Consider the following 6,000-nt stretch of genomic DNA (forward strand, 5'->3'; position numbering starts at 1 on the left):
GGTCGCGGTGGCCCGCAGCGGTGGCGGGGGCCGGTGACGAATCCTGGGCGAACGTCTCGCCCGCGGGAAGGGTTGAAATCAGCGAGACCGAATCTGTCGTGGGACGGGCCCGGTGCGGGTATGTCTTGACCATGACGCAGCGTCATGGTTGATGCTGGGTCCATGCGAATCGGCGACCTGGCGCAGACTGCCGGAATCACTCCGCGGACCATCCGGCATTACCACCGACTGGGGGTTCTCGAGGAGCCGAGACGGCTCTCCAATGGGTACCGCGTCTACGAGTTGCCGGACCTGATCAGGCTGCTCCGTATTCGGTGGCTGGCCACCGCGGGGATCCCGCTCGGTTCGATCGCCACGATCATGGATTCGGCTCGTGCAGAGTGCGATACGGACGATCTCGGCGATGACCTGACGGCGCTCATCGACGGTATCGATGCCGAGCTCGATCGTCTGGGCGGCCAGCGGCGGCGGTTGCAGGAGATGCTCGACGCCCACCGCGAGGGTCGGCCCGTTTCTCCCCTGCCTGCCGAACTGGCCGTGGCCTTCTCCGAATTGATCTCGGCGGAAGGCGATCCAAGAACACGCCGTGAGTTCGAACGCGAGCGGGACGCCTGGGAATTGCTCGCCGTCTCCGGCACGGGACCCTCCGCGCTGTTCGACGCCGCTACGCGGGTGCTCTCGGATCCGGGCTCGCGCGCGGAGATAGTCGGGATGTATCGGCGGTTCGCGGCACTGGTCGGGGTCGATCCAGCTATGGCGGAGCCGGAGATCGACTCTCTCGCCGAGGGATTCGCATCCGTGATCGTTCGCGAGTACGGCGGAACCGGCTTGATGGATGACGGCGCGGGGCCCGCGACGCCGATGGCGCGGCCGATGATGACCGTCGCCGAGCTGGTACCTGACCCGGCGCAGTGCGAGGTCGTCATGCGGGTCCTCGCACGGCTCGAGTCGGGGCTGGACGCCGAGGCCACCCAGTGATCACCGCGGTGTGGATGTGGAGCCGTGGTGAGGTGGACGATCGACACGGTCAGGCGGCCGCGTTCGGCTACAGCAAGGGCACCTTCGTGTTCCCGATCGCGTTCATGGTCGCCGGGCTGATCGAGGCGGTGGCGATCCATTTGCTGGTGCCCTGGCAGTGGCTGCGCGTGACGCTGCTGATCGCGACGGTTGTCTCCCTCGTCGCGGTCGTCGGCTGGCTCGCCGGGCGGGTGGTGCACCCGCACCTGGTCACCGAGAACGAACTCGTCCTCCGATCGGGGGCGGCGGTCGTGGTGACCGTCGGTCTCGCCGAGATCGGTGCCGCGAGGCTGATCAGGCGGTTCGACCGCACCGACGAGGAAGTGCGCGACGGCCGCCTGTATCTGCCGGGACCGGACGGCACGGTCCTCGACATCGACTTTCGAAGTGGTGTCCCGATCACCTTCCGCCGTGACGAACCGACCGTGATCACTGGCGTGAGCCTGCAGGTGGATGACCCGAGTGCGATGCTCGATCGGCTCGGCGCCGTGGCGACCTGACCCGTCGGCGTACCAAGGAATGTCACTCGTGCAGTCCAGCGATGGCGAACTGGCTCTTTATTGCGGGTCCAGTTGTCGGGAGACTGGCCACCATGCTCACCCGCCTACCCACCCGCCTCGTCGCGCTCTTCGCCGGTCTGTGGCTCTACGGTTTCTCGATGGCGCTGATGGTCGTTGCCGGCCTCGGGCTCGACCCCTGGGACGTGTTTCACCAGGGTGTGGCGCAGCGCACGTCGCTGAGCTTCGGCACCGTCACCGCGCTGACCGGTGCCGCCGTGCTGCTGCTGTGGATCCCGATCCGCCAGCGCCCCGGCTTCGGCACGATCGCGAACGTCGTGGTGATCGCGGTGTCGGTGGATACCTCACTGGCCCTGCTGCCCGAGCTGGACGCGATGACCGTCCGGGTCCCGATGATGCTGTTCGCGGTCGTCCTCAATGCCTTCGCGGCGGCGCTCTACATCGGTGCCGGGCTCGGCCCAGGGCCGCGGGACGGGTTGATGACCGGCCTGGTCGCGCGCACCGGGCTGTCGGTGCGGCTGGTCCGGACCGGGATCGAGATCGCAGTGCTGGCGACCGGTTGGCTGCTCGGCGGCACCGTCGGGGTTGGCACCGTCGTCTACGCGCTCGGCATAGGGCCCCTGATCCAGCTGATGATGGGCCTCCTGAACCGGCTCGGTCAGCACTGGCGCGGCGACGGTGCGACACCGGCGATGTCGGTGCCCGCGGTCGCGCACGAGGAGTGCCCGGCCCGGTGACCTGCGCGGCGACCGGGCCCGGCGACACGCAACCCGGTCCTGACGCGTGCGCCGGGAGCGGGTAGGTCAAGATGGGCGTCGTGTCCGAACTTGATCCCGATCTGCTCATCGATTTCGACGACGTACTCATCCGTCGTGGCGGCGTGACCCTGGTCGGTCCCGTGACGTGGAAGGTGGAGCTCGACGAGAAGTGGGTTGTGCTCGGGCCCAACGGCGCGGGCAAGACCTCGCTGCTGCGGATCGCGGCCGCCGAGGTGCACCCGACGTCGGGGAAGGCGCACCTGCTCGGGGAGGTCCTCGGCCGCGTCGACGTCACAGAGCTGCGCCCGCGGATCGGGCTCTCGTCCTCCTCGCTCGCGCACCGGGTGCCCGCCGACGAGGTGGTGCGCGACCTGGTGGTCTCGGCCGGCTACGCCGTGCTCGGCCGGTGGCGGGAACGCTACGAGGAGATGGACACCACCCGCGCGGTGGAGATGCTCGAGAGCCTGGGCGCCGAGCACCTGGCGAACCGGACCTACGGCACGTTGTCGGAGGGCGAGCGCAAGCGCGTGCTGATCGCGCGGGCCCTGATGACCGATCCGGAGCTTCTGCTGCTCGACGAGCCTGCGGCGGGGCTGGACCTGGGTGGGCGCGAGGAGCTCGTCGCGCGGCTCTCGGACCTGGCCGCCGACCCGGACGCGCCCGCGACCGTGCTCATCACCCACCACGTCGAGGAGATCCCCCCCGGCTTCACGCACGCCCTGCTGCTCAAGGAGGGTGAGGTCGTTTCGCAGGGGCTGATCGACGACGTGATCACGGCGGAGAACCTGACGCACGCGTTCAGCCAGGCGATCAGCCTGGACAAGGTGGACGGCCGGTTCTTCGCCAGGCGCACCCGGCTGCCGGGCCAACACCGCCGCTGAGGCACCCCTCGGGAGGTCACTTTCCTGAGCCGCGCGAACTAAGGGGCGCGGTGGCGTTGTAACGTCCGACACATGGCCACTTTTGAAGCACACCCCGAAGTTCCCCCGAAGGATGCCTCGACCGTCATCCTGGTGCGCGACTCCGCGTCCGGCCCCGAGGTGTTCCTGCTCCGGCGGGTGGGCGGGATGGCCTTCGCGGGTGGCATGACCGTGTTCCCCGGCGGCGGCGTCGACCCGCAGGACGCCGACGCGGACGTGGCCTGGGCCGGCCCCCCGGTCTCCTGGTGGGCCGAGCGGTTCGGCGTCGAGGAGGGCAGGGCGAAGGCGCTGGTGTGCGCGGCGGTGCGGGAGACCTTCGAGGAGTGCGGCGTGCTGCTGGCCGGGCCGACCGCGGACACCGTCGTCGCGGACACCGCCGGCTACGCGCAGGCGCGGAAGCAGTTGGAGGCCCGCGAATTCTCGTTCAGCGAGTTCCTCGCGCGCGAGAACCTGATCCTGCGCGCGGATCTGCTTCGGCCGTGGGCGAATTGGATCACCCCGGTCGGCGAGGGCAGGCGCTACGACACCCGCTTCTTCGTGGCCGCGGCGCCAACCGGTCAGATCGCGGACGGCGAGACGTCGGAGGCCGCCGAGGTCACCTGGCAGACCCCGGAGCAGGCCATCACGGACTGGATCGAGGGCCGCACCATGCTGCTCCCGCCGACCTGGAGCCAGCTGAGTGCGATCGGCGAATACGGCACGGTCGCAGACGTTCTCGCCGCCGAGCCGGAGATCCCGGTGATCCTGCCGACGCTGTACCAGGAGGAGGACGGCTCGTGGCGGGTGCGATTCCCCGGTCAGGATCCGTACTACGCCGCCGGGGCGCACCCGTGGGGCGAAAGGTAGCCTTCGCTTCATGGCTGAGTTTGTGACTCTCGAGGTATCCGACGGCATCGGCACCATCCGGCTCGCGCGCCCCCCGATGAACGCGCTGAACCGTCAGTTGCAGGAGGAGCTCCGGGCCGCGGCCCGCGAGGCCACCGTCAACGCCGACGTCAAGGCGGTCATCGTGTACGGCGGCGAGAAGGTGTTCGCGGCGGGCGCGGACATCAAGGAGATGGCGGAGATGTCCTTCGCCGAGATGAGCCCGGTCGCGGGCGACCTGCAGTCGGCGCTCGGCTGCATCTCCGAGATCCCGAAGCCGACCGTCGCCGCGATCACCGGCTACGCCCTCGGTGGCGGCCTGGAGATCGCGCTCGGCGCGGATCGCCGGATCGCGGGCGACAACGCCAAGGTCGGCGTCCCCGAGGTGCTGCTCGGCGTGATCCCCGGTGGCGGCGGCACCCAGCGCCTGGCCCGCCTCATCGGCCCGAGCAAGGCCAAGGACCTGGTGTTCACCGGACGGTTCGTCGGCGCCGAGGAGGCCCTCGCGATCGGCCTGATCGACGAGATGGTCGCCCCCGACGAGGTCTACAACGCGGCCAGGAAGTGGGCCTCGCAGTTCGTCGGAGCCGCGAGCCGCGCCCTTGCCGCGGCCAAGGCGTCCATCGATCAGGGCCTCGACACGGACCTGAACACCGGGCTCAAGATCGAGGCGCAGCAGTTCGCGCAGCTCTTCGCGACCGAGGACCGGACGATCGGCATGGAGTCCTTCGTGGCGAACGGCCCGGGTAAGGCGCAGTTCACGGGCAAGTAGCGGCCCGGATCTCACCGCAAAACTAGAACCTGTTCACACTCCTTACTACCCGGTAGGCTCTCACCCATGACTGCAAGCCCGAAGGACGGGATCGATCCCGCGCCGAACCCGCACGCCACGGCCGAAGAGGTCGAAGCCGCGCTCAAGGACACCAAGCTCGCCCAGGTCCTGTACCACGACTGGGAGGCCGAGACGTACGACGACAAGTGGTCGATCTCGTACGACGAGCGCTGCATCGACTACGCCCGCGGCCGGTTCGACGCGGTTGCAGGCGACCAGCCCCTGCCGTACGAGCGCGCGCTCGAACTCGGCTGTGGCACCGGCTTCTTCCTGCTCAACCTGATGCAGGGTGGGGTCGCCAAGACCGGATCGGTGACCGACCTGTCGCCGGGCATGGTGAAGGTGGCGCTGCGCAACGCCGAGGGCCTCGGCCTGCCGGTCGACGGCCGGGTCGCCGACGCCGAGACCATCCCGTACGAGGACAACACCTTCGATCTCGTCGTCGGTCACGCCGTGCTGCACCACATCCCCGATGTGGAGCAGTCGCTGCGCGAGGTGCTGCGGGTGCTCAAGCCGGGCGGCCGCTTCGTCTTCGCAGGCGAGCCCACCACCATCGGCAACTTCTACGCCCGCTGGCTCGGTCGCGCGACGTGGGAAGCAACCACCCGGGTCACCAAGCTGCCGTTCCTGGCCGACTGGCGTCGCCCGCAGGCCGAGCTCGACGAGTCCTCCCGCGCCGCGGCGCTCGAGGCCGTCGTCGACCTGCACACCTTCGATCCCACCGATCTGGAGAACATGGCCAAGTCGGCAGGCGCCACCCAGGTGCACGCCGCGACCGAGGAGTTCGCCGCGGCGCTGCTCGGCTGGCCGGTCCGGACCTTCGAGGCCGCCGTGCCGCCGGAGAAGCTGGGCTGGGGCTGGGGCCGGTTCGCCTTCGGCGGCTGGAAGACGCTCAGCTGGGTGGACGAGAAGGTCCTCAAGCACGTCGTGCCGCGGGGCTTCTTCTACAACGTGATGATCACCGGCGTGAAGCCCGAACCGAAGTAGTGGGATACGAGTTCACCCGGGAGGACGTGCACTACCTGACGTCCGAGGACGGCATCGCCGCCCTCACCGAGGTGGATCGGCTCGAACTCTCGACGCGCACGCAC

General features: G+C 69.3%; 7 protein-coding genes. All 7 read left to right on the forward strand.

Features of this window, described 5'->3' with window-relative positions; genetic code table 11:
* The first annotated feature begins 162 nt into the window (after nt 1-162).
* Entirely contained in the window at nt 163-978 is an 816-nt protein-coding gene (locus ACWFRB_RS18370) for a MerR family transcriptional regulator (protein ID WP_452642555.1), read from the forward strand.
* 32 nt (nt 979-1,010) lie between these two features.
* Nucleotides 1,011-1,517 (forward strand): hypothetical protein, encoded by a 507-nt coding sequence (locus ACWFRB_RS18375; RefSeq protein ID WP_452642556.1) that lies wholly within the window; start codon nt 1,011-1,013, stop codon nt 1,515-1,517.
* Between the two features lie 92 nt (nt 1,518-1,609).
* Nucleotides 1,610-2,272, forward strand: a complete 663-nt coding sequence (gene yczE / locus ACWFRB_RS18380) for a membrane protein YczE (protein ID WP_452642557.1) — start codon at nt 1,610-1,612, stop codon at nt 2,270-2,272.
* A gap of 71 nt (nt 2,273-2,343) precedes the next feature.
* Complete coding sequence (locus ACWFRB_RS18385) at nt 2,344-3,174, forward strand: ABC transporter ATP-binding protein (protein WP_027499165.1); 831 nt, start codon at nt 2,344-2,346, stop codon at nt 3,172-3,174.
* A gap of 72 nt (nt 3,175-3,246) precedes the next feature.
* The gene (locus tag ACWFRB_RS18390; RefSeq protein ID WP_452642559.1) at nt 3,247-4,059 is read left to right on the forward strand and encodes an NUDIX hydrolase; all 813 of its coding nucleotides are present in this window, start codon (nt 3,247-3,249) and stop codon (nt 4,057-4,059) included.
* A gap of 10 nt (nt 4,060-4,069) precedes the next feature.
* Nucleotides 4,070-4,849, forward strand: a complete 780-nt coding sequence (locus ACWFRB_RS18395; RefSeq protein WP_077041129.1) for an enoyl-CoA hydratase/isomerase family protein — start codon at nt 4,070-4,072, stop codon at nt 4,847-4,849.
* Nucleotides 4,850-4,915: 66 nt separating this feature from the next.
* On the forward strand, nt 4,916-5,896 hold the full coding sequence (locus ACWFRB_RS18400; RefSeq protein ID WP_452642561.1) for a class I SAM-dependent methyltransferase: 981 nt from the start codon (nt 4,916-4,918) through the stop codon (nt 5,894-5,896).
* The last annotated feature ends 104 nt before the right edge of the window (nt 5,897-6,000 follow it).

This window comes from Rhodococcus sp. NPDC055112 (genome assembly GCF_053607505.1).